This is a genomic window from Bosea sp. Tri-49, assembly GCF_003952665.1.
GTDB lineage: Bacteria > Pseudomonadota > Alphaproteobacteria > Rhizobiales > Beijerinckiaceae > Allobosea.
The window spans coordinates 3,578,079-3,600,027 of record NZ_CP017946.1 but is presented as its reverse complement, the minus strand read 5'-3'; the positions used below and the strand labels follow the sequence as shown (position 1 = coordinate 3,600,027).

Genomic DNA, 21,949 nt, shown 5'->3' with positions numbered 1-21,949 from the left:
GCGCGCCCTGCATTGGCTCGCTTGCGAGCCGAGGGCGAATATGCTTGGCGCCTGCTCAGGCGGCGCGGGCCGCGTGACTCTCGCCGGGCGCGTTGCCGAGATCCTCGGGCCGGGCATAGGCGCGGCCGAAGCGGTTGGCGAGGAAGGCGTCGAAGCCGATGTCCTCCTGCTTGACGAAGCCCTTTTGCGGCAGTTTGCCCTGGGCGAGCAGATCGAGCACGGCGCAGATGCCCGATGCCGTGGTGATCTGGATGGCGCTGCGCATCACGCCGCCGACCACGGCACTGTAGACCTTGTTGGCATAGGTCTGCTGGGTCAGCCGCCCGTTCAGCCGACCGCTGGCGGTGACGAAGATCACGACCACGTCTTGCAGGGTGCTCGGCAGGGCGTTCTCGAAGATGTCCTTCAGCACATCGCGGCGCTCGGACAGGCGCAGATCCTGCAGCAGCGCCTTCATGATCGCGCAATGGCCGGGATAGCGGATGGTGCGGTAGTTCAGCGTGCGCACCTTGCCGGCGAGCGTGTCGCAAAGCGTGCCGAGCCCGCCCGAGGTGTTGAAGGCCTCGTAGGTGATGCCGTCGAGCGAGAACTCCTCGCGCTCCTCCATCGCCGGCACCAGCACGCGCTCGCCGTTGACGACCGCTTCGCAGGGTTCGCAGTACTCGTTGATGACCCCGTCCGTGCTCCAGGTCAGGTTGTAGTTCAGCGCGTTCGACGGGTACTGCGGCAGCGCGCCGACGCGCAGCTTCAGGCTGTCGAGCTGGTCGAAGTCGCGGGCGAGATCGGCGGCGACGATCGAGATGAAGCCCGGCGCCAGCCCACATTGCGGAATCAGCGCCGCCTTGGCGGTCAGGGCCAGTTCCTTGACCCGCCGCGTCGAGGCGACGTCCTCGGTCAGGTCGAGATAATGCACGCCCTGCGCCGCGGCCGCTTCGGCGATGCGCGTCGTCAGGTCGTAGGGCGCGGCCGAGAGCACGGCGAAGGCGCCGTTGAGGACCTGGGCGAGCTCGGCCGCGTCGGTAATGTCGACCCTGCGCGTTGAGATCGTCGGGCTGGTCTTGATCGCGGCGAGCTGTTCGTTGGAGCGGTCGGCGATCACCACGCGGTAATCCCCGGTGGCGCCGAGCAGGTCGGCGATTGTTGCGCCAATCTTGCCGGCGCCGATGACGACCACGTTTTTCATGGTTCCCCCGATGAGTCTGTTTCTAGAGACAGAGTCACCGAAGAGTTCGTCGGTTAGAAGCAGGCGACACGACGATTCATATGGGATTTTTCAGCGAAACGCCGTAAGGTCTCGGCGCTATGCTAACCGACCAGACCGATCGCCAGCTCCTGACCCTGCTCACCGAGAACGCCCGTGCGCCGGTGGCCGAGCTCGGCCGCAAGCTCGGCCTGTCGCGCACGACGGTGCAGAGCCGGATCGAGCGGCTGGAACGCCGCGGCGTCATTGCCGGCTATACCGCCCGGCTCTCGGATGACTACGAAAAGGGCCAGGTCAAGGCGCATGTCCTGATCACCGCCTTGCCGAAGCTCGCGGGTCGCGTCGAGGCGGAGCTGCGCCGCATCTCCGAGATCAGGACGCTGCACTCGGTCAGCGGTCAGTTCGACATGATCGCGGTGGTCGTCGCGCCCTCGATCGGCGAGCTCGACGGGTTGATCGACCGGATCGGCGCACTCGAAGGTGTCGAGCGCACTATGTCCTCGATCATCCTGTCGACCCGGATCGAACGCTAGCTCAAGCCGGCAGCACCCGCGCGCCGATCCGCGCCGCCGCGTCGAGCAACGCGTCGAGATGCACCGGATGGCCTTCCGGCGCGACGATCGAGGTCAACGAGGAGATGCTGAGCGCCCCTGCGAGCGCGCCGCTGCGGTCGAAAATCGGCACGCCGACGCCGGTCAGCCCGATGAAGAAGTCGTCGGCAGCAAGCTCCCAGCCCTGTTCCCGGATGCGGTCGGCTTCGCGCCAGAGCAGTTCGGGATCGGTCTGACTCGCCGGCGCGCGCTTGGGCAGGTCGAGCGAGAGGGCCGCCCGGCGCTGCTCGTCGTCGAGATAGGCGAGCAGCACGCGCGGGCCGCCGCCGCAGTTTAGCGGCGCCTGCGCCCCTACCGCAAACCAGGTTGCGTCGACATGCGGCAGCGAAGCGCGCACGCGATCGACGCAGAGGCCACGCCCGGCGATATGGACCCAAAGGAAGGACGTCGCGCCGGTCTTCTCGGCGATCTCGGTCAGATAGGGCCCGGAGATGTCACGGAGTTCGCGACCGGTCGTGACGGCGCTGCCGAGCTCGATCAGGCCGACGGCGAGGGCATAGCTCTGCGAATGCTCGTCATACTCGACGAGCTCGTTGAGCTGGAGCGTCAGCAGCAGCCGCCGCGTCGTGCCCTTGTCGAGCCCGACCTGCCGCGCCAGCTCGCTCAGGCCGAGCCGCGGGTGCTCCGGGCGGAAGGCCCTGAGCAAGGCGATGGCGCGGTCGACCGCCCGGACGATCGGCACGCCCGGTGGCAATTGCGCGGTCCTGTCTCGGTCTTCCTGATTCATTGCACCTGAAGGCTGCGCCATGTTCGTTTGCTGAGCGTGTCGCCTAATAACACAGCATGTCAATCCTTGACACGGAATTTGTCTCTCGCTTTCATTGCGGCGGAGCTTGCCAACGGGCGCTTGATCGGGTGCGATCGGCCTGAGCTGGCTGGTGAACGAAAAACGGGGACGCCTGGACCGCTGCGTGCTGCGGATCCCGGCGCTGGGAACGGAGAACGACGATGACCGGATTGAGATTTGGCCTGGCGCTCGCCGCCTCCGTCCTGGCGCTCGGCGTGGCACAGGCGCAGGAACCGAAGAAGGGCGGCACGGTCCACGTCGTCGTCCAGCCCGAGCCGCCGATGCTGATGCAGGGGCTCAACCAGAACGGCCCGACCAACATGGTCGCCGGCAACATCTACGAATCCCTGCTGCGCTATAACGAGAAGCTCGAGCCGCAGCCCTCGCTGGCCAAGAGCTGGGAAATTTCGCCGGACGCCAAGGTCTACACCTTCAAGCTGCAGGAGGGTGTGACCTGGCATGACGGCAAGCCGTTCACCGCCGACGACGTTGTCTTCACCCTCGACAAGTTCCTGCGCGAGGTCCATCCGCGCTGGCGTCCGATCGTCAACGCCCAGGTCGAGAAGATCGAGAAGGTCGACGACCTCACCGTCAAGATCACGCTGAAGCAGCCCTTCGGCCCGATGATCATGACGCAGGAGGTCGCCTCCGCGCCGATGATCCCGAAGCACATCTATGATGGCACCGATTATCGCGCCAACCCGGCCAACAATACGCCGATCGGCACTGGTCCGTTCAAGCTTAAGGAGTGGAAGAAGGGCTCCTACATCCACCTCGTCAAAAACGAGAATTACTGGCTGAAGGGCAGGCCGAACCTCGACGAGATCTACTGGCAGATCATCCCCGATGCGGCGGCGCGCGCGGTCGCCTACGAGACCGGCAAGGTCGACGTGCTGACAGGCGGCTCGGTCGACGTCTACGACGTGGCGCGGCTCGCCAAGCTGCCCAACACCTGCATGACCACAAAGGGCTGGGAGATGTTCGCGCCTCATGCCTGGCTGACGCCGAATGTCCGCAACGGCATTTTGGGCAACAAGCAGTTCCGCCAGGGGTTGATGTACGCGATCGATCGCGAATTCGGCCGCGAGGTGGTCTGGGGTGGGCTCGGCAAGCTGCCGACCGGCCCGATCTCGTCGAAGACCAAGTTCTACTCGTCCGATGTGCCGCTCTACGCCTTCGACCCGAAGAAGGCGAAGGAATTGATCAAGGCCTCCGGCTATAAGGGCGAGACGATCCGGCTGCTCAACCTGCCCTATGGCGAGACCTGGACCCGCTGGACCGAGGCGATCAAGCAGAACCTCGAGGATGTCGGGGTCAAGGTGCAGGTCGAGAACACCGACGTGCCCGGCTGGACACAGAAGGCCAGCAACTGGGACTTCGACCTCAACTTCAACTTCCTCTACCAGCTCGGTGACCCCGCCATGGGCGTGGCGCGCAGCTACATCACCTCGAACATCGCCAAGGGCAATCCCTTCGCCAATGTCGGTGGCTACTCGAATCCCGAGGTCGACAAGCTCTTCGCCGAGGCGGCGATCGCGCCGACGGACAGCGCGCGACAGGAGCTTTACACGAAAGTGCAGAAGCTCCTGGCCGACGAACTGCCGGTGCTCTGGCTGCTGGAGATGGATTTCCCGACCATCTATCGCTGCAACGTCAAGAACCTCGTCACCACCGGCGTCGGCGTCGACGACGGCTTCCGTGATGCCTGGAAGGAGTGATGTGATCCGACAGGATCACGTCATGCTCGGGCCTGACCCGAGCATCTCCTGCAAGAGATTCTCGGGTCTGCGCTGCGCTTCGCCCGAGAATGACGCCAGCGGAGCCTGAATGAACCTCGCGCAATTCCTCGCCGGCCGGCTCGCGAAGGGGATCGTCGTCCTCTTCGCCATCGCGGTGCTGAACTTCTTCCTGATCCGGGCCGCCCCTGGTGACCCGGCGCAGGTGCTGGCTGGCGAAGCCGGCGCTGCCGACGAGCAGTTGCTGATCCAATTGCGCGAGCGCTTCGGCCTTGACCAGCCGCTGCTGACCCAGCTCTGGGTCTATCTCAAGGGCTATCTCACCTTCGATCTCGGCTTCAGCTACCGCCAGCAGCAGAGCGTGCTGAGCCTGATCCTCGACCGTCTGCCTGCGACGCTGCTGCTGACCGGTGCGGCTTTCCTCGTCTCGCTGGGGCTGGGCGTCCTGATGGGCGCGCTCGCCGCCCGCCGCGCCGGCCGCTGGCAGGACAGCGTCATCACCACTCTGGCGCTGGTCTTCTATGCGACGCCCTTGTTCTGGGTCGCGCTAATGAGCCAGATCGTCTTCTCGCTGAAACTCGGTCTCGTACCCAATGTCGGCTACGAGAGCATCGGCGCGAACTATACCGGGCTCGCCCGCGCGCTCGATATCGCCAGCCATCTCGTCCTGCCGGCCCTCACGCTCGGCCTGTTCTTCACCGCGCTTTACGCAAGGATGATGCGGGCCTCGATGCTCGAGGTTGCCGGCGCCGATTTCGTCAAGACTGCGCGTGCCAAAGGCCTCAGCCCCGGCGTTATCTCGCGCCGCCATGTCGCCCGCAACGCGATCCTGCCGGTGGTGACACTGGCGGGCCTGCAGGCCGGGCAACTGGTCGGCGGCGCCGTGCTGACCGAGACGGTCTTCGCCTGGCCTGGTATTGGGCGCCTGATGTTCGATGCCCTGGTGCAGCGCGATTATTCCGTGCTGCTCGGTGTCTTCTTCATATCCTCGGCCATGGTCGTCGGTTTCAACATCCTGACCGATCTCGTCTACCGGCTGGCCGATCCGCGCATCGAGGCGGTGTCATGAACTTCCTCAAGCGCTTCGCCCGCAATCGCGGCGCCCTGATCGGCCTTACCATCCTGGTCGTGGTGGTGCTCTTCGCCATCCTCGCGCCCTCGCTCTATCAGCAATCGCCCTGGCGCACGGTGGCGCGACCCTTCCTCGCGCCCTTCGTGATGGACCGTTTCCCGCTGGGCACTGACACGCTCGGGCGCGACATCGCCTCGGGCCTGGCGCATGGCGCCCGCGTCTCGCTGACGATCGGGCTGGTCTCGACGATTGTCGCGCTCTTGATCGGGGTGCCGCTCGGCGCCATCGCCGGCTATGCCGGCGGGATCGTCGACGATGCGCTGATGCGCTTCACCGAATTCTTCCAGACCATTCCGTCGTTTGCGCTCGCCATCGTGCTGGTCGCGATCCTGCAACCGAAGCTTGGCTCGATCGTACTCGCCATCGGCGTGGTCAGTTGGCCGCCCGTGGCGCGATTGGTGCGCGGCGAGGTGCTCTCGCTGAAAACGCGCGAATACGTCCAGGCCGCGATCACCATCGGCCAGCCGACCGCGCGCATCATCTGGAGCCAGGTCCTGCCCAATACGATCGCGCCGATCATCGTCATGGGCTCGCTGATGATCGGCTCGGCGATCCTGCTCGAATCCTCGCTGTCCTTCCTCGGCCTTGGCGATCCCAATCTGATGAGCTGGGGCTACATGGTCGGCGCCGGTCGCACGCGCCTGCTCGACGCCTGGTGGATCAGCTTCTTCCCGGGCGTCGCGATCTTCCTGACCGTGCTGGCGCTCAACCTCGCCGGCGAGGGACTGAACGACGCGCTGAACCCGCGCCTTGCCCGGGAGAGGGAATGATGGCCGCTCCCGTTCTTGCGATCGAAGGCCTCAAGCTCGCTCTGCCGTCGCTGGCCGACCGCCCCTTTGCCGTCGAGAATGTCACGCTCGCCATCGCGCCCGGCGAGACGCTCTGCGTCGTCGGCGAATCCGGCTCCGGCAAGTCGATGATCGCCCATGCCGTGATGGGCTTGCTGCCCAAGGCGGTGAAGCCGGTCGCGGGCGCGATCAGACTCGCCGGCCGCGATCTGCTGGCGCTGTCCGAGGACACCATGCAGGACGTGCGCGGCCGCGAGGTCGGCATGATCTTCCAGGAGCCGATGACCTCGCTCAACCCGGTCATGCGCGTCGCCGACCAGATCATCGAGACCTTCGAGGCGCACGGGTTGCTCAGCAAGCCGGAGCGCTATGCCCGTGCCGTGGCGCTGCTGACCGAGGTCGGCCTGCCCGAGCCCGAGCGGCTGGCGCGCGCCTATCCGCACGAGCTTTCGGGCGGCCAGCGCCAGCGTGTGATGATCGCGATGGCGCTGGCGCTCGAACCCAAGCTGCTGATCGCCGACGAGCCGACCACCGCGCTCGACGTGACCACGCAGGCGCAGATCCTCAAGCTGCTCGACAATCTTCGCCACAAGCATGGCACGGCGGTCTTGTTCATCACCCACGACATGGGCGTCGTCGCCGAGATCGCCGACCGCATCGCCGTGCTGGAGAAGGGCGTTCTGGTCGAGGAGGGCACCGTCGATCAGGTGCTGGGCTCGCCGCGCCATCCCTATACGCAGAAGCTGCTCGCCGCCGTGCCTTCGCTGACGCCGCCGGAGCGGCCGCCGCTGCCGGAGAGCAAGCCGGTGCTCACCGTCGAAAAGCTCGGCAAGGTCTATCGCAAGCGCGCCTTTTTCCGCCCGGGCCGTGAGGTCAGGGCGGCCGACGATGTCAGCTTCACCCTGGCCAGGGGCGAGACGCTCGGGCTCGTCGGCGAGTCCGGTTCGGGCAAGTCGACGGTCGGGCGCTGCTGCCTGCGCCTGATCGAGCCGGATTCAGGCCGCATCGTCCTCGGTGATCTCACCATCACCGACCTCAGCGTCGCGGCGCTGCGCCCGCATCGCAAGCGCATCCAGATGGTCTTCCAGGACCCGTTCGCCTCGCTCAACCCGCGCCAGACTGTCGGGCGGATCATCTCGGACGGGCCGGTCGCGCACGGCACGTCACGCAAGGACGCGCTGGCGCGGGCGAAGGAGCTGCTCGAGCTGGTCGGGCTCTCCGCCAATGCGATCGACCGCTATCCGCACGAATTCTCCGGCGGCCAGCGCCAGCGCATCGGCATCGCCCGCGCGCTCGCGCTCGAGCCGGACGTGCTCGTCGCGGACGAGGCGGTCTCGGCGCTCGACGTCTCCGTACAGGCGCAGATCCTGACGCTGATCAAGGACATCCAGCAGCGGCTCGGCCTCGCGATCCTGTTCGTCACCCACGACCTGCGCGTTGCCGCGCAGATCTGCGACAAGATCGCGGTGATGCAGCGCGGCAAGATCGTCGAGAGCGGTCCGACCGCAGCGCTCTTCGCCGCCCCCCAGCACGCCTACACCCGCCAACTGCTCGCCGCCGTCCCGGGCGGGGAGCGGTTCGGGCGGTGAGCCATGCGTCATTCTCGGGCGGAGCGCAGCGCAGACCCGAGAATCTCGTGACCAGATAGCTGGTTTCCGAGATGGTCGGGTCAAGCCCGACCATGACGAGCCAGCGAAACACTCGTCTATGTGACCGGAGACCCCAGCCATGCCGCTCGATCCCGCCTTGCGTGACCGCATCCTCGCTTCCGTCGAAGCGGGCTTTGCCGAGCAGATCGCCTTCACCCAGGAGATGATCCGCTTCCCTTCGACGCGCGGCGATGAGCACACCGTTCAGGATTTCGTCTTCCGAGCCCTCAAAGCGCGCGGCTTCACCATGGACCGCTTCGCCATGGATCATGAGGCGATCGCCAACCATCCCGGCGGCGCGCCGTTCTCGGACACGCACTCGGAAGCGCCGATCGTCGTCGGCATCCACCACCCGCGCGAGGAGAAAGGGCGCTCGCTGATCCTGCAGGCCCATGTCGACGTGGTGCCGACCGGCCCGGCCGAGCTCTGGACGCATCCGCCCTTCGATCCGGTCGTGGACGGCGACTGGCTCTATGGCCGCGGCGGCGCCGACATGAAGGCCGGCGGCGCGGCCAACCTCTTCTGCCTCGACGCGCTCGCGCGCATCGGCCTGCAGCCGGCGGCGACCGTCTACGTCCAGTCTGTGGTCGAGGAGGAGTCGACCGGCAACGGTGCGCTGATGACGCATCTACGCGGCTACAAAGCCGATGCCGTGCTGATCCCCGAGCCGGAGGAGGAGATGCTGGTTCGCGCCAATACCGGCGTGCTCTGGTTCCAGTTCGAGGTCCGTGGCGAGCCGGTGCATGTCCGCGAGATGGGCGTCGGCGCCAATGCCATCGATGCGGCCTATCGCGTCGTCGGCGCGCTGCGCGAGCTCGAGGAGGAACTCAATCGCGAGAAGTCCGGACGGGAGCATTTCGCGGAGATCGCACACCCGATCAATCTCAACATCGGCAAGATCGAGGGCGGCGACTGGGCCTCCTCGGTGCCGTGCTGGTGCAAGGTCGACTGCCGGATCGGTCTCTATCCCGGCATGTCCGCCGCCGAGCTCGGCAAGCGCATCGAGGCGAAGGTGCTTACCTTCGCGCGCACCGACAATTTCCTCTCGAACAACCCGCCCAAGGTTGTCTTCAACGGCTTCTGGTCAGAGGGCTATGTGCTCGCACCCGGCAGCGAGGCGGAAGCCGTGCTTGGCCGCGCCCATCAGGGCTCGACCGGCAAGCCGCTGAAGAGCTTCATGACCCCAGGCTATCTCGATACCCGCGTCTATGCGCTCTACGACAAGGTGCCGGCGCTCTGCTATGGGCCGATCTCGCAGAACATCCACGCCTTCGACGAGCGCGTCAGTCTCGCGTCGCTGAAGCGCATCACCGGCACCATGGCGCTCTTCGTCGCCGAATGGTGCGGCGTCGAGCCGGTCGCCGGCTGAACGAGGCAGGCTGGACGCCCGCCTGTCGTGCATCCAGCTTCCATCGAAATGGCATGACGTCGCCAACGCATCCTCCCGCATAGTCGCCTCATGCTGCCTCTTCCCGCCCGCTCGCTCCTGCTCGTCCCGCTGCTCGGGCTGCTCTGGGGCTTCAACTGGCCGGCGGTCCGGATCTCGCTAACCGAGATCGCGCCCTGGACCTTGCGGGCCGGCGGCATGACCTTCGCCGGCCTCGCTCTGGTCGCGGTCGCTCTGGCGCGGGGCGTCAGTCTCAAGGTGCCCGCGGCGCATTGGCCGAGGCTGGTCGTCGCCGGCATCCTCTCGATCGCCGCCTTCAATATCCTGCTCGCCTTCGCGCAGTTGATGGCGCCGACTTCGCGTGCCGCGATCCTGACCTTCACCATGCCGGTCTGGGCGACACTGATGGCCTGGCCGGTGCTGGGCGAACGCTTCGACCGCCCGCGGCTGATCGGCTTGGGGTTGGGCATTGCCGGATTGCTCTGTCTTGGCCTGCCGCTGATCCAAGCGGGCCAGCTCTCACCGGGGCTCGCCCTCGCTTTGCTCGCCAGCGTCAGCTGGGCGCTGGGCACCATCATCACCAAGCGCTGGCCGGTCGCGGCGCCGACGCTGGCGATCGCCGCCTGGCAATTGCTGATCGGTGGCGCCACTGCCGGCATCGGCATGCTGATTTTCGAAGGCCTGCCAGTTCCAAAGACGCTGTCGCCTCCGGTCGCGGCCGCGCTCACCTTCCATATCCTTGGCGCGCAGGCGCTCGCGTATTTCCTCTGGTTCACCGTGATCGCCCGGCTCCCCGCCGGCATCGCCAGCCTCGGCACGCTGATGGTTCCGGCGGTCGGGGCACTGGGTTCTGTCCTTCTGCTCGGCGAACGCCCGGCGACGAGCGACTGGCTCGGACTGGTGCTCGTCGTCGCGGCTTCGGGTGCGATTCTGGTCTCGCCGAAGCCCGCGCGCTGACCATAGGTCAATTTTTCTTTGTTCCACCGGGAACCTTTTCCGAAGTGCCGCGTTCAGCGCGTTCGACATGTCAGACGCCAAGGTTCCAAACGTGCTTCAGATTGCGGAAGGTCCGGTGACCGCCGAGCGCTACCGGCTGCTGGTGGAGTCCGTCACCGACTACGCCATCTATATGCTCGATCCGCAGGGAATTGTGATCAGCTGGAACCCGGGCGCTCGACGGTTCAAGGGTTATGAGGATCACGAGATTATCGGCCAGTCGTTCTCGCGCTTCTATACCGAGGAGGACCGGGCTGCTGGGCTGCCGGCGCGCGCGCTGCGCCAAGCCGCCGAAGAGGGACGCTTCGAGAAGGAAGGCTGGCGCATCCGCAAGGACGGCACCCGCTTCTGGGCTCATGTCGTCATCGATCCGATCCTCAACCCGGCGACCGGCCGGGTGCTCGGCTATGCCAAGGTCACGCGGGACCTGACCGAGCGGCGCGAGGCCGACCAGGCGCTGCGGCGCAGCGAAGAGCGTTTCCGCCTGCTCGTCCAGGGCGTCACCGACTATGCGATCTACATGATCGATCGCGATGGCGTGGTCACGAACTGGAATGCCGGAGCGCAGCGGATCAAGGGCTATTGCCCTGACGAGATCGTCGGCCGGCATTTCTCGTTGTTCTATCAGCCCGCAGACCGCGCCAATGGCGAGCCCGAGCGCGCCTTGCAGACCGCCATCGACAATGGCAGCTTCGAGAAGGAGGGCTGGCGCCTGCGCAAGAACGGCGAGGCGTTCTGGGCGCATGTCGTCATCGACCCGATCCGCGACGATGGCGGTGAGATCATCGGCTTCGCCAAGATCACCCGCGATCTCACCGAGCGCCACAAGGTCCAGGCCGAGCTTGATGCGGCGCGCGAGGCGCTGTTCCAGGCGCAGAAGATCGAGGCGCTCGGCCAGCTCACCGGCGGTGTGGCGCATGACTTCAACAACCTGCTCACGGCCGTGCTCGGGAGCCTCGAACTCGTTCGTCGCCAGATCGGCGACGAACGCCAGCTCGGCCTGATCGACAATGCGATCAAGGGGGCGAGCCGGGGCATCTCCCTGACGCAGCGCATGCTCTCCTTCGCCCGCAAGCAGGAGCTCGAATTGAAGCCCGTGGCGGTCGACGTTCTGGTTGCCGAGATGGGGGACCTCCTGCAGCGCTCGCTGGGGCCGCTGATCCGGATCGAGACGGATTTTCCGGCCGATCTCGTCATGGCTGCCGCCGATCCCAACCAGCTCGAAACCGCCGTGCTCAATCTCGCCGTCAATGCTCGCGACGCCATGCCGGAGGGTGGCGTGCTGCGGATCAGAGGTAGCAATGAGCGGGTCGGCAGCGGGCACAGGATCGGCTTGCCGGCAGGACGTTATGTCCGCCTTTCGGTAGGCGACACCGGCAGCGGGATGGATGCCAGAACGCTCGCCCAGGCGACCGAGCCGTTCTTCACCACTAAGGGCGTGGGCAAGGGCACGGGTTTAGGCCTCTCGATGGTGCATGGCATGGCCGAGCAGCTTGGTGGCCGGCTATTGCTCGACAGCCGGCTCGGGCAAGGGACCACGGTGGAGATCTGGCTGCCGGCTGCGACCGCAGCCATTGCAGCCGAACCTGCGCCAAGGCCAGTCGAGCCAAAGACCGAAGCCGACATGGCGCCGCGACCGCTCACTGTTCTGGCGGTCGACGACGATGCGCTCGTGCTGATGAACACCACGGCTCTGCTCGAGGATCTCGGCCACAGGGTCATCGAGGCCAGCTCGGGTCGGGAGGCGCTGGCGGCTCTGGAAGGCGGGGAAGCCATCGACCTGCTGATCACCGACCACGCCATGCCGCAGATGACCGGCGCGCAGCTTATCGCAGAGGTCGGCGAGCGCTGGCCGGCCCTGCCGGTGATTCTCGCGACCGGCTATGCCGATTTGCCAGCCGGCGCCAGGTCGGGCGTGCTGCGGTTGAACAAGCCGTTCTGGCAGGCCGATCTCGAGAAGGCGGTTGCGGCTGCCATGGCACGGCGCGCGACGGCGGCTGCCGCCTGAGCTTATCCTAGCCGGTGAGTTCGCTTGGGTGGCGCGGCTGCCGAGGCGCGCTCGACCAATCGCGTCGGCAGCACCAGGTCGCGGTGGTCGCCCCGCCCCGCCAGCTGTTCGATCAGCAGCGCCATCGCCGCCTGGCCGATCTCGCGGCGCGGCTGGTGCACCGTGGTGAGCTGCGGCTCGACCGCCTCTGCCAGCACGATGTCGTCGAAGCCGACGACCGAGACGTCGTCGGGCACAGTGCGGCCATGGGCGCGCAATTCGCCCATGGCGCCGACCGCCATCTGGTCGCTCGCAGCGAAGACGGCAGTGTAGTCCGCTCCTCGGGTGTCGAGCGTCCGGATCGCAGCGCGACCGGCAGCAAGACCGAAATCGCCCTCGACGACGAGACGCGGATCAGCAGCGATGCCGGCATCGGCGAGGCCGGCGAGATAGCCGTCGCGGCGGTCGAGGCTCATCGGGTCTGGCATCGGGCCGGCGATATGGGCGATGCGGCGATGGCCGAGCCTTGCGAGATGGGCGACGGCGGCGCGCGCCGCAGCGTGGTTGTCGACCTTGACTGTCGGCAGGTTGAGCCCCGGCAGCATCTCCAGGGCGACCACGATCGGCGGCAGCCGGCCGCGGGCGGCTAGCGCCTCGGGAAAGCGGCCGACCATCAGGATCAGCCCGTCGGCATGGCGCTCGCGGACCATGTCGACATAGCGCAGGATGCGCTCGTCATCGTCGCGGGCATCGCCCATCAGCACCTTGTAGCCGGCGTCGATCGCCGCCTCTTCGACGCCCTTGTAGATCTCCAGATAGAACGGGTTGCTGATGTCGCGCACCAGCAGGATCACGGTGCGCGTCGCCTGGAGGCGGAGATTGCGCGCCTGTGCGTTGGGAATGAAGCCGATCGCCTTGACCGCTTCGAGCACGCGCTCGCGGGTCCGCGCCTTGACCTTTTCCGGCTGTGCCAAAGCGCGCGACACAGTCGCCGTCGAGACACCGGCAAGGCGGGCGACTTCGGCGATGGTCGGTGCGGCTGGGGTTGCGTCTTGCAAGATGGGTGATCTGAAAAGAGCGGCAGCGAATCGGCAGGAGGAGGCAGGAAGCCCATCATGCCGCAATCGCTGCCGATAGGGCAGGGGTGGGCGCCCGCACCATGCGGGCGCCCACCGGCGTCGTTACTTGCCGCCCCAGCGGGCCGGGTAGTTCGTCATCTGCTCGCAGCCGCAGAGCGCATAGTGCAGCGGCGGCATCTTGTCGTTGACGAACTTGTCGAGGTTTTCGGCCGTGATCGCTGGCTGCGGCAGCTTCCAGGTCGGGCCAACGACCGGCTCGCCCTTGAGGATGCGGATCGCAGCGATCACCGGAGTGCGCCACTGATAGGTCGGATAGGTCGGCGCGATCGCGGTGAGCTTGTTCTTCTTCCACTTCTGCAGGAAGTCCTGCTGGTCCTCGCCATTGATCACCGGATAGGGCTTGCCGGCGTCCTCGAAGGCTTCGAGCGCCGCGACCGCCGTCGCGCCTGCGTCCATCCAGACGCCGTCGATCTTGCCGAAGCGGTTGATGTAGTCCTCGACGATCGCCTTGGTCTTGGCGTTGTCGCCATTGGTGAACTCGGCACCGACGACCTTGATGCCCTTCTCCTTGAAGATGCGCTCGGCCGCGGCCCAGCGGTTCTCCAGCACGTCGACGCCCGGCAGGATGCGCAGCGCCAGCACCGAGCCGCCGGCGGGGATCTTCTCGGCGATGAAGCTCGCGCCCTGGATGCCGAAGCCATAGCCGCCGATCGGGTTGATGAAGGTGACCGGGGCCTTGCTGTCGACGCCGCGGTCGAAGACCACGACCGGCAGCTTCTTTGCGGCAGCTTCGACCGCCGGCGTCAGCGCCGCGGTGGTGTTCGGGGAGACGATCAGCGCGTCGCACTGGCCGCTGTTGACGAAAGCGTTGATGTCCGAGATCTGCTTGTCGTCCTTGCCTTCGGCATCGGCATGGGTGAACGAGGCGATGTCGGCCTTGTTGGCGTCGACCTCGGCCTGCATGTTGGTGAAGCCGACGACGCGCCAGGGATTGTTCACGCCGGCATTGGAGAAGCAGAGCTTGTAGGGGCCCGGCTTTTTGTATTTGGCGGTATCGACCTTCTCGCCGCCGAGATTCTGCTCCCAGGGCTTGCCGTCCGGTCCCTGCGGGGCAACCGTGAGCAGCGCCTTCTGGCGCTCGAACTCGGCCGGGTCATTGAAGTTCTGCGCGATGGCGCCGGTGGACAGGCCCGCCAGCAATGCCACCAAACCGATCTGCGTCTTCATGTTCACCTCCCTCTGTCGCGCCGCCTTGCCGGCGGCCTTTGGCGGAGCGCGTGGGATCACGCGCTTCCGAAAACTCTCAGTCTCAGGCGCGCCGCATGCGCCAGGCGCTCGACGCCACCGCGGCAATCAGGATCAGGCCCTGCACGGTCTCGCGCAGCGGCTGCGGCAAGCCCATCAGGTTGAGCAAAGTGAACAGGGCGAACAGGCTGAGCGCGCCGGCGACCGCGCCGGTCACGCTCGCGCGCCCGCCGAGCAACTGCGCCCCGCCGATGACGCAGGCGGCGATCGCCTGCAGCTCCAGTCCCTGGCCGACCGCGGTCGAGACCCCTGCGAAGCCGCCGAGCAGGATGCCAGCGGTCACCGCCGACAGCGCCGAGACGATGAAGACCAGCACCCGCGTCGCGCCGACCGGCACACCGGAGAGTTCGGCCGCGCGCGGGTTGTCGCCGACCGCCAGCACCTGCCGGCCGAAGACGGTGGCGTGCAGCAGCCAGGCGGCGAGGGCGACGAAGACCGTGAGAATGATCACCGAGAGCGGCATGATCCCGGTGATCGGGACGTCGCGGTAGACGAGCCGTCCGAGCGCCCGGAAGTTCTCCGGCAGATAGCCGCGCGGCGCCCCGCCCGACCACATCAGCGCCGCCCCGTTGAGCGAGAGCAGCATGCCGAGCGTCGCGATGATCGATGGCACCTTGAGCAGGGTGACGACGAGCCCGTTGACCAGCCCGACGCCGAGGCCGATCAGGTAGAGCACGCCGATCGTCCACCAGGTGTTGTCGGGATTGCCGCCGGCCAACATCGAGCCGCCGAGCACGGTCAGCGTCACCAGCGAGCCCATCGACAGATCGAAGCCGCCGCCGGCGATGACGAAGAGCTGGCCGCAGGCGAGGATGATCAGCGGCGCTGCCCGACGCAGGAGATTGAGGAAGCCCTCGACCTCGAAATAGCTCGGCTGCAACACGGCGATCGTGCCGTAGAGCACGAGGAAGACGGCAACGCCGACATTGATGCCGCGGACGAAGCGTAGCGCCGTCGACGGTCCGGACTGGGCGGCTGCGGCGCTCATGCGACATGCCCCCTGCTGCGCACCGCATAGACGGCGACCGCGAGGATGACGATCGCGCCGCGCAGCACCTGCTTCGGAAAGGCGTCGATGCCGGTCATGTTGAAGACGGCGTCGAGCGTGGCGAACAGGAAGACGCCGGCCAGCGTGCCCCAGACACCGCCGCGCCCGCCGGCGAGCAGCGTGCCGCCGATCACCACCACGGCGATCGATTCAAGGTCGTAGACGCCGTCGCGGCCGACCCAGGGCGCTCCGGCCCGCAGGCGGCTGGCGAGATAGAGCCCGGTGAGGCCGGCCATCAGCGAGCACAGCACATGCGCGCCGATCATCACGCGTTCGGTGCGGATGCCGGCGAGCCGGGCGCCATCGCGGTTGCCGCCGGTGGCGTAGAGGTGGGCGCCAAAGCGCGTGCGGCTCAAAAGCAGCCAGATCGCGAAGGCCAGCACGAACAGCAGCAGCACCGACCAGGGCAGGGGGCCGATCCGGCCATAGGCGAAGGCCTGGAAGGCTGCCGGAACCGAGCCAGCGAAATTGCTGAAGCTCGCCGAAAGCAGCCCCTGCAGGATCAGCCCGACGCCGAGCGTCGCGATCAGCGGATTGACGTCGAGCCGGGCGATGATCAGCCCGTTGACGAGGCCGACCGCCGCAGAGAGCGCCAGCACCGCCAGTACGGCAGGGGCGATCATCGCCGGCTCGCCCTTCATGATGAAGGAGGCGAGCACGGCGGAGACGCTGATCAGGTTGGCGACCGAGAGATCGATCGAGCCGACCAGGATGGTCAGGGTCTGTCCAAGCGCAACGATGCCGAGTGCGACCATGCGCTGGGTGAGGCCAACAAAGCCCTCCCCAGTGAGATAGGCATGCTGGCCGGTCGCGAGCGCGGTGACGACATAGAGTGCGAGCGAGCCGGCGAAGAGCAGTGGTGCCACCGGCACTTCGCGCACCGGGCGAGGGGCTGCGATGCCTGCGCTCGCGCTCATGCTGCGGCCTCCGTCGCACCGGTGCCCAGCGCGAGGTGCATGACGTCTTCCTCGCTGGCGCCGCGCGCAAGCTCGCCCGCGATGCGGCCCTCATGCATGACGAGGATGCGGTCGCTGACGCCGACGATTTCCGGCAGATCGGAGGAGATCATCAGGATGGCGCGGCCGCGATCGGCAAGGCCGCGCATCAGCTGGTAGATCGCCGCCTTGGCGGCGACGTCGATGCCGCGGGTCGGCTCGAGGAAGATCAGCACCTTGGGATCGCGCGCCAGCCAGCGGCCGATCACGACCTTCTGCTGGTTGCCGCCGGAGAGCTCGCGGATCTCCTGCGCGAAGCCGGCCGCCCTGACATCGACCTCGGTCAGTTGCCGGTCGGCGGCGGCGCGCGCCATCCCGCCGGAGCCCGGCGGCAGCAGGCGCCGCGCGAAGGCCCGCAGCGTCATCAGGACGTTGTCGCGTAGCGATTGCTGTGGCGCGATGCCCTCCTTCTTGCGGTCGTCGGAGAGGAAGCCGATGCCGGCGGCGATGGCGGACCGCGGCGAGGCGATCAGCCCGTCCTGCCCATCGACGACCATGCGGCCGCGCGTGAAGGCCTCGTCGCCGAACAAGGCGCGCCCGAGCGCCCCCTTGCCAGAGCCCTCGAGCCCGGCGACGCCGACGATCTCGCCGGCGCGCAGATCGAGAGCGATGTGGGAGAGGATGGCGTTGCCGCCACCCTGCACCGACAGGACGACCGGGCCGACCTTGGCAGGATCACCGGGCGGCGGGAAGAAATCGGCGAGGTCGCGCCCGACCATCAGCCGAACGATCATGGCCGGCGTCAGCGCGGCGGCCGGGCGTGTCGCGACGAGCTTGCCGTCCTTCAGCACGGTGATGCGATCGGCGATCGCCTTCAGCTCGGCCATCCGGTGCGAGATGTAGAGGATCGCCGCGCCCTCGCGCTTGAGCGTCCCGACCAGCTCCAGCAGCCGGCCGGCGTCGCGGTCGTCGAGCGCCGCGGTCGGCTCGTCCATGACGATGATGCGGGCGTCGAGCGCCAGCGCCTTGGCGATCTCGACCAACTGCTGCTCAGCGATCGACAGCGATTTCACCAGCGCGCCCGGATGGACCCTGGCGCCGACGCGTTCGAGCAACCGGCGGGCGCCCTGCTGCATGGCGGTGCGGTCGAGCAGGCCGCCGCGGGTCGGCTCCAGGCCAAGGAAGATGTTGTCGGCGACGCTGCGCTCGGGCAGCAGGCTGAGTTCCTGGTGGATGATGCTGATCCCGGCCCGGCGCGCCTCGACCGGATGCCGGAACGCCGTCGGTTGCCCGGCCAGGAGAATCTCGCCTTCGTCGGGGCGATAGACGCCGCCCAGGACCTTCATCAGCGTCGATTTGCCGGCACCGTTCTCGCCGCAAATGGCGTGGACCTCGCCGGCCTGGCAATCGAGGCTGACAGCGTCGAGCGCGCGCACGCCGGTGAAGCTCTTGCCGATGCCGCGCATCGAAAGGACCGGCGCGCCCGCAGTCATGCGGCACCTGCCTTGGCAGGCTCGCCCGCTTCCGCCCAGCCCCGCCGGATGAAGCGGTGGCTCTCGACGAGCAGCGTGTCGAGATCGGGGAAGAGGTCGCGCCAGACCCGCGTCGCCGCAGCCAGGGAGGGCAGCGCCCGGCCGAAGGCCTCGACCGTCAGCCAGCTATCGTAGCCGGTGGCACGGATGGCGCGGAACGTCTCGTCCCACGGCACATGGCCACGCCCGACGATGCCGCGATCGTTCTCCGAGAGGTGGATATGGTTGATCTCGGGAGCGTAGCGGCGATAGGCGCCGACCGGATCGCGCTCCTCGATATTGGCGTGGAAGGTGTCGTACATGTAGCCGAAGTTCGGATGCCCGACCCGCGCATGGAGCGCGCTCGCGGCTGCCATCGTGTTCAGCGCGTAGCATTCGAAGCGGTTGATCGCCTCCAGCGAGAGCGCGATCCCGGCCTTGCCGGCATAGTCCGCCATGGCATGCAGCGCCTCGGCAAGATGAGCGAGTTCGTCCTCGCGCGGCCCCTCGCCGGTGAAGACGCCGACCGGCGAGTGGTAGGGGCCGGCGATGACGGTGGCACCCAGCGCTGCGGCACAATCGACCGCCCAGCGATGACGTTCGCGCGCTTGTCGGCGGATGGCCGGATCGGGCGAGAGCGGGTTAGTGTCTTCCGCGACGATGGTGACGATGGTACGGGCGAGGCCGATCCCGCCGAGGCGGCGGCCGAGGCGCTCGTAATGGCCCACATCGCCTTCGAAGACAGGGATCTCGACCCCGTCATAGCCGATCTCGCGGATGCGTTCGCACAGCGGCAGATGCGCCTCGTCGATGAAGCCGCCGACCGTCAGCAGGTTGAAGCCGATCTGGACCATGCCCGGGCTTTCGCGACCGCGCTCAGCGCAGCCCGGCGGCATCGCTGCCCCGGCCGGAAAAGACGGATGAACTGGTGGCGCTGACGCACATGACCGGTACTCCTCCCTCGCGCGGCTCATTCTGTGGAACCGCTTCGGAATGGATTATGTAATCGATTGCAAAACTGTCAACCGGCGAGTTTCGTGACTGTTCGCCAGAGCGCGGCATCGCCCAGATGGCCGGGCCTAGTCCTCGTCCCGGGTCGGAAACTCCTCCTTCCCGACTGCCCAGCCGTACCTGCCGATCAGCGGCACGAAGCTGACGGGCGCGAGGCGTTCGCTGGCGAAGGTGCCCTCGGACTGCCGCGTCAGCTTGGTCAGCACCTGGTCGTATCCGTTCAGCCCGACCGGGATGACGAGCCGCCCGTCGATGGCAAGCTGTTGCTTCAAGGCGCCGGGAATCTTGGGGCTGCCGGCCGAGACGATGATCGCGTCGAACGGCGCCTCCGCGGGCAAACCTTCAGTCCCGTCGGCGCAGAGGATCTCGGCATTGTCGCAGCCGAAGTGCTGCAGCCGCTTCGTTGCCTGGGCTGCTAATGTGGCGTGCCGCTCGATCGCGAAGACCTTGCGCGCCATGCGGCTGAGCAGAGCCACCACGTAGCCCGAGCCGGCGCCGACTTCGAGCACCTTGTCCTGCGCAGCGATGGCGCCCGCCTCCAGCATCAAGGCGACGACATAGGGTTGTGAGAGCGTCTGCCCTTCCCCGATCGGGATCGGGCCATCCTGGTAGGCGAATGCCGCGAGCTGGGTCGCGACGAAAGCCTCGCGCGGAACCAGTCGCATCGCGTCCAGCACTTTCCGGTCGCGAATTCCGCGACCGGCGAGCTGCTGCTCGACCATGCGCTGGCGGGCACGGGTGAAATCGGGGGGCTCCGGCATGACGGCCTCCGCGGGCGGTGGCCCTACGGAACGAATTGTCGCCCGCGAAGCCGCTGCTGGAGATTCAACGTCAGGACAAGGCGCAGGTTCACGTGGGCCGGGCGCTGCGAGGCCAGGCCCTGCTCAGCGCCGCGCAGTCACGGCCTGAAGCAACGCGGCATAGCTGCCGCGCCCGCCACTCGTAAACGACGCTGGTCAGCCCTTCTGGCCGGCCAGCACTCGCTGCATGCCGCTCAGCACCGCCTTGAGCGAGGCCATGACGATGTTCGGGTCGATGCCGACGCCGTGCACGACCCGGCCCCTCTCGTCCTGGAGCTGGACATAGCAGGCGGCGGTCGCATTGGCGCCGCGCCCGACCGCGTGCTCGTGATAGTCGAGGAAGGAGAACTCGACGCCATAGGTCGTCTTCAGCGCATCGACGAAGGCATCGATCGGCCCGTTGCCGACGCCTTCGATCGTGCGGATCGCGCCGTCCTGCTTCAGCTCGGCCGTCAGCGTGCGCGAGCCCTGCGCGTCGGGGAAGGTCTTGTGCGTGATCAGCTCCAGCGGCGCGTCGGCGAGGAGATAGGTCTTGCTGAACAGGGACCAGAGCACGGCGCTAGTCAGCTCCTTGCCCTCTTCGTCCATCTGCTCCTGCGCGATCCTGGAGAACTCGATCTGCAGCGGGCGCGGCAGGTCGAGACCGTGATCGGCCTGCAGGATATAGGCGATACCGCCCTTGCCCGATTGCGAGTTGATCCGGATCACCGCCTCGTAGTCGCGGCCGACATCCTTGGGGTCGATCGGCAGATAGGGCACCTGGAAGATCGGGTCGTTGCGCTTCTCCTGCGCGTCGAAGCCCTTCTTGATCGCGTCCTGATGCGAGCCGGAAAAGGCGGTGTAGACGAGCTCGCCGACATAAGGATGGCGCTCGTGCACCGGCAGCTGCGTGCAGTATTCGGCGATGCTGCGGATCTCGTTGACGTCCCGCAAATCGAGCGCGGGGTCGATGCCTTGCGTGAACAGGTTCAGCGCCATGGTGACGATATCGACATTGCCGGTGCGCTCGCCATTGCCGAACAGCGTGCCCTCGACGCGGTCGGCGCCGGCCATCAGCGCGAGCTCGGCTGCCGCCACCGCCGTGCCGCGATCATTATGCGGATGGATCGAGAGCAGCACGCTGTCGCGGTCGGAGATGTTGCGCCCGAACCATTCGAACTGGTCGGCATAGACATTGGGCGTCGCCATCTCGACGGTCGCCGGCAGGTTGAGGATCAGCTTGTTCTGCGGCGTCGGCTTGATCACCGCCTTGACCGCCTCGCAGATCTCCAGCGCGTAGTCGAGCTCGGTGCCGGTGAAGCTCTCCGGCGAGTATTCGAATGTGAAATTGGTCTCGGGCGCCTGCGCCGCGAGTGCCTTGATCTGGGCCGCCGCATCGGTCGCGATCTTGACGATGCCCTTGCGGTCGGAGCGGAAGACGACGTCGCGCTGCAGCGTCGAGGTCGAGTTGTAGAAATGCAGGATGACGTTCTTTGCCCCTTTCACTGCTTCGAAGGTGCGCTCGATCAACTCGGAGCGGCACTGGGTCAGCACCTGGATCGCGACATCATCCGGGATCGCGCCGCTCTCGATGATCGAGCGGACGAAGTCGAAATCGGTCTGCGATGCTGCGGGGAAGGCGACCTCGATCTCCTTGAACCCCATTTTCACCAAGAGGTTGAACATGCGGTCCTTGCGATCGACGCCCATCGGCTCGATCAGCGCCTGGTTGCCGTCGCGCAGATCGACCGAGCACCAGATCGGCGCCTTGGTCAGTACCTGCGAGGGCCAGCGGCGATCGGGCAGGTTGACCGGCGCATAGGCGCGGTACTTGGAAATCGGCATTGTGGTCATGGGACAACCCTTGCGAAGGATGCGGCGTCCGGCCTGCTCAGGGCTGGGCTGCGCCGCCATGCGATGGACAGGCCTTTTATCCCGGCGCGCTCACAGCGCCGGGCGGCTAAGTCGAAGGGTCAGGCCCCGGATGGCGGACCGAAATCGCATGAC

18 protein-coding genes are annotated in these 21,949 nt (G+C 67.0%); 8 read left to right on the top strand and 10 right to left on the bottom strand.

Going from position 1 to position 21,949, the window contains the following annotated elements; translation table 11 throughout:
- Window positions 1-55 precede the first annotated feature (55 nt).
- Window positions 56-1,183, bottom strand: coding sequence for a saccharopine dehydrogenase family protein (locus BLM15_RS17535; protein ID WP_126113958.1), 1,128 nt, complete (start codon window positions 1,181-1,183; stop codon window positions 56-58).
- Window positions 1,184-1,302: 119 nt separating this feature from the next.
- Between BLM15_RS17535 and BLM15_RS17530 the strand changes: the two genes are divergently transcribed.
- Entirely contained in the window at window positions 1,303-1,734 is a 432-nt protein-coding gene (locus BLM15_RS17530; RefSeq protein ID WP_126113957.1) for an Lrp/AsnC family transcriptional regulator, read from the top strand.
- Window position 1,735: 1 nt separating this feature from the next.
- On the opposite strand, the gene BLM15_RS17525 is transcribed toward BLM15_RS17530, so the two are convergent.
- The gene (locus BLM15_RS17525) at window positions 1,736-2,539 is read right to left on the bottom strand and encodes an IclR family transcriptional regulator (RefSeq protein ID WP_164547548.1); all 804 of its coding nucleotides are present in this window, start codon (window positions 2,537-2,539) and stop codon (window positions 1,736-1,738) included.
- Between the two features lie 221 nt (window positions 2,540-2,760).
- Here BLM15_RS17525 and BLM15_RS17520 point away from each other — a divergent pair, with 221 nt between their 5' ends.
- The 7 genes from BLM15_RS17520 (at window position 2,761) to BLM15_RS17490 (ending at window position 12,295) form a co-directional block, all read left to right on the top strand.
- A complete protein-coding gene (locus tag BLM15_RS17520; RefSeq protein WP_126113955.1) occupies window positions 2,761-4,317 on the top strand; it encodes an ABC transporter substrate-binding protein in 1,557 nt (518 codons plus the stop codon).
- Window positions 4,318-4,426: 109 nt separating this feature from the next.
- Complete coding sequence (locus BLM15_RS17515) at window positions 4,427-5,404, top strand: ABC transporter permease (RefSeq protein WP_126113954.1); 978 nt, start codon at window positions 4,427-4,429, stop codon at window positions 5,402-5,404.
- On the top strand, window positions 5,401-6,237 hold the full coding sequence (locus BLM15_RS17510; RefSeq protein ID WP_126113953.1) for an ABC transporter permease: 837 nt from the start codon (window positions 5,401-5,403) through the stop codon (window positions 6,235-6,237). Before BLM15_RS17515 ends, BLM15_RS17510 begins: the two co-directional genes overlap by 4 nt.
- Window positions 6,237-7,844 (top strand): ABC transporter ATP-binding protein, encoded by a 1,608-nt coding sequence (locus tag BLM15_RS17505; protein WP_126113952.1) that lies wholly within the window; start codon window positions 6,237-6,239, stop codon window positions 7,842-7,844. Before BLM15_RS17510 ends, BLM15_RS17505 begins: the two co-directional genes overlap by 1 nt.
- A 139-nt stretch (window positions 7,845-7,983) precedes the next feature.
- On the top strand, window positions 7,984-9,273 hold the full coding sequence (locus BLM15_RS17500; protein WP_126113951.1) for an ArgE/DapE family deacylase: 1,290 nt from the start codon (window positions 7,984-7,986) through the stop codon (window positions 9,271-9,273).
- 90 nt (window positions 9,274-9,363) lie between these two features.
- Window positions 9,364-10,248: a DMT family transporter gene (locus BLM15_RS17495; protein ID WP_126113950.1), complete on the top strand. Its 885-nt coding sequence runs from the start codon at window positions 9,364-9,366 to the stop codon at window positions 10,246-10,248.
- Between the two features lie 91 nt (window positions 10,249-10,339).
- Window positions 10,340-12,295 (top strand): hybrid sensor histidine kinase/response regulator, encoded by a 1,956-nt coding sequence (locus tag BLM15_RS17490; RefSeq protein WP_236846334.1) that lies wholly within the window; start codon window positions 10,340-10,342, stop codon window positions 12,293-12,295.
- A gap of 2 nt (window positions 12,296-12,297) precedes the next feature.
- Here the strand turns inward: BLM15_RS17490 and BLM15_RS17485 are convergent, their stop codons facing one another.
- The 8 genes from BLM15_RS17485 to leuA form a co-directional block, all read right to left on the bottom strand.
- Window positions 12,298-13,332: a LacI family DNA-binding transcriptional regulator gene (locus tag BLM15_RS17485; RefSeq protein WP_126113948.1), complete on the bottom strand. Its 1,035-nt coding sequence runs from the start codon at window positions 13,330-13,332 to the stop codon at window positions 12,298-12,300.
- Between the two features lie 123 nt (window positions 13,333-13,455).
- Window positions 13,456-14,580 (bottom strand): substrate-binding domain-containing protein, encoded by a 1,125-nt coding sequence (locus BLM15_RS17480; protein ID WP_126113947.1) that lies wholly within the window; start codon window positions 14,578-14,580, stop codon window positions 13,456-13,458.
- A gap of 82 nt (window positions 14,581-14,662) precedes the next feature.
- Window positions 14,663-15,646, bottom strand: a complete 984-nt coding sequence (locus BLM15_RS17475) for an ABC transporter permease (RefSeq protein ID WP_126113946.1) — start codon at window positions 15,644-15,646, stop codon at window positions 14,663-14,665.
- Window positions 15,643-16,623, bottom strand: coding sequence for an ABC transporter permease (locus BLM15_RS17470; protein WP_126113945.1), 981 nt, complete (start codon window positions 16,621-16,623; stop codon window positions 15,643-15,645). Before BLM15_RS17470 ends, BLM15_RS17475 begins: the two co-directional genes overlap by 4 nt.
- A complete protein-coding gene (locus BLM15_RS17465; protein ID WP_126113944.1) occupies window positions 16,620-18,134 on the bottom strand; it encodes a sugar ABC transporter ATP-binding protein in 1,515 nt (504 codons plus the stop codon). Before BLM15_RS17465 ends, BLM15_RS17470 begins: the two co-directional genes overlap by 4 nt.
- A complete protein-coding gene (locus BLM15_RS17460; protein WP_126113943.1) occupies window positions 18,131-19,006 on the bottom strand; it encodes a sugar phosphate isomerase/epimerase family protein in 876 nt (291 codons plus the stop codon). The genes BLM15_RS17465 and BLM15_RS17460 overlap by 4 nt, the downstream gene beginning before the upstream one ends.
- Before the next feature lie 225 nt (window positions 19,007-19,231).
- Window positions 19,232-19,924 (bottom strand): protein-L-isoaspartate(D-aspartate) O-methyltransferase, encoded by a 693-nt coding sequence (locus BLM15_RS17455; RefSeq protein ID WP_126113942.1) that lies wholly within the window; start codon window positions 19,922-19,924, stop codon window positions 19,232-19,234.
- Window positions 19,925-20,119: 195 nt separating this feature from the next.
- Window positions 20,120-21,856, bottom strand: a complete 1,737-nt coding sequence (leuA, locus tag BLM15_RS17450; protein ID WP_442859381.1) for a 2-isopropylmalate synthase — start codon at window positions 21,854-21,856, stop codon at window positions 20,120-20,122.
- Window positions 21,857-21,949 lie beyond the last annotated feature (93 nt).